Annotated in this window: 2 protein-coding genes and 1 tRNA gene; 1 reads left to right on the forward strand and 2 read right to left on the reverse strand. The window is 30.9% G+C overall.

Annotation, left to right across the window (positions count from 1 at the left end):
• Positions 1-42 precede the first annotated feature (42 nt).
• Positions 43-777, forward strand: coding sequence for a DNA polymerase sliding clamp (locus AOG55_RS04495; protein ID WP_236688973.1), 735 nt, complete (start codon positions 43-45; stop codon positions 775-777).
• Position 778: 1 nt separating this feature from the next.
• On the opposite strand, the gene AOG55_RS04500 is transcribed toward AOG55_RS04495, so the two are convergent.
• A tRNA-Arg gene (locus tag AOG55_RS04500) sits at positions 779-853 on the reverse strand.
• Positions 854-1,000: 147 nt separating this feature from the next.
• Entirely contained in the window at positions 1,001-1,192 is a 192-nt protein-coding gene (locus AOG55_RS04505) for a hypothetical protein (protein WP_055032333.1), read from the reverse strand.
• Positions 1,193-1,213 lie beyond the last annotated feature (21 nt).

The following is a 1,213-nucleotide window of genomic DNA, read 5'->3' on the forward strand; positions in this document are numbered from 1 at the left end:
TATTTATAAGGGTTATATTAATAATAGATGATTATGACAAGAATGAGTATTTCCATAAAAAATCTCAAGGACATAGTAGATATGCTTGGTACAGTTGTTACAGAGGCTAAATTTAAAATTGGTATTTCAGGTGTTTCAGTTAATGCAGTTGACCCTGCACATGTGGCAATGGTGTCATTAGAGGTCCCAAAAACTGTATTTTCTGAATATGACGTGCCTGCGGATGAGGAAATATCAGTTGACCTTGAAAAAATAAGGTCTGTTATTAAACTAGCATCGTCTGCTGATACTGTTATAATAACAAAGGATAAGGATAAACTAAAATTTGAAATAGGGACAATAATTAAAAGCATTTCTTTAATAGATAACGATCAGATAACAAATCCCAGGGTTCCGCAGATTGCATCTGAGGATTATGTTGTGTTAACAAAGGCCGATTTTGAGAAGGGACTCAGAGCAGCCGAGGATGTATCGGATGCAATAAGATTAACCCTTGATAAAAATAACTTTTATGCAAAGTCAACATCAGATGCCGATGAGAGTGAGATGATTTTGCCAAAGGACATGGTTAAGGAACTTGTATGCAATGAACCAATAAAATCATCATATCCCCTTGAATATTTGTTAAAACTTGTTAAGTCAATATCATCAAATGAGGATATCAAGATATCATTTAAAAGTGATTATCCATTAACAATAGAGTTTAATCTCGGATCTGGAAATGAAAATGCCAGAATTAAAGGGAGATTTTTGCTGGCACCAAGAATGGAATCCTGAGCGGGCACGAGGGGATTTGGACCCCTGATTTACAGCTTAGGAGGCTGTTGCCCTATCCATGCTAGGCCACGTGCCCTTGTTATTCGATATTGATACATAGCATTTAATTTTTTTGACTTTAGATATTTTTTCATAATTGGCAATTAAAATTTTTTATCATTATTTCATGATGGATTTATGATATTGCAAAGAGTCATTTTGAATTTACAGTAAAAATATTATATTATCGTTTTTCATGATTTCTGATTTGTAATTTTATGGTATAATATATTAATAACAAAAAATCTATTATTAAAAGTATTGAGCCAATAATTATACCTAATTTATGTTTTGAAACTATTGATGATATTAATTCATAAGAAATTGAAAATATTAGAAATATCGCAATATATATAGAATATTTTATTTTATCCATTTTTATCACTTTTCATTAATA

The sequence above is a fragment of the Acidiplasma cupricumulans genome (assembly GCF_001402935.1).
In the GTDB taxonomy this organism is placed as follows: domain Archaea; phylum Thermoplasmatota; class Thermoplasmata; order Thermoplasmatales; family Thermoplasmataceae; genus Acidiplasma; species Acidiplasma aeolicum.

Excerpts from the sequence above, each read along its gene's own strand:
- AOG55_RS04495 (WP_236688973.1), top strand. The coding sequence starts at position 43 with ATGAGTATTTCCATAAAAAATCTCAAGGACATAGTAGATATGCTTGGT.
- AOG55_RS04505 (WP_055032333.1), bottom strand. The coding sequence starts at position 1,192 with ATGGATAAAATAAAATATTCTATATATATTGCGATATTTCTAATATTT.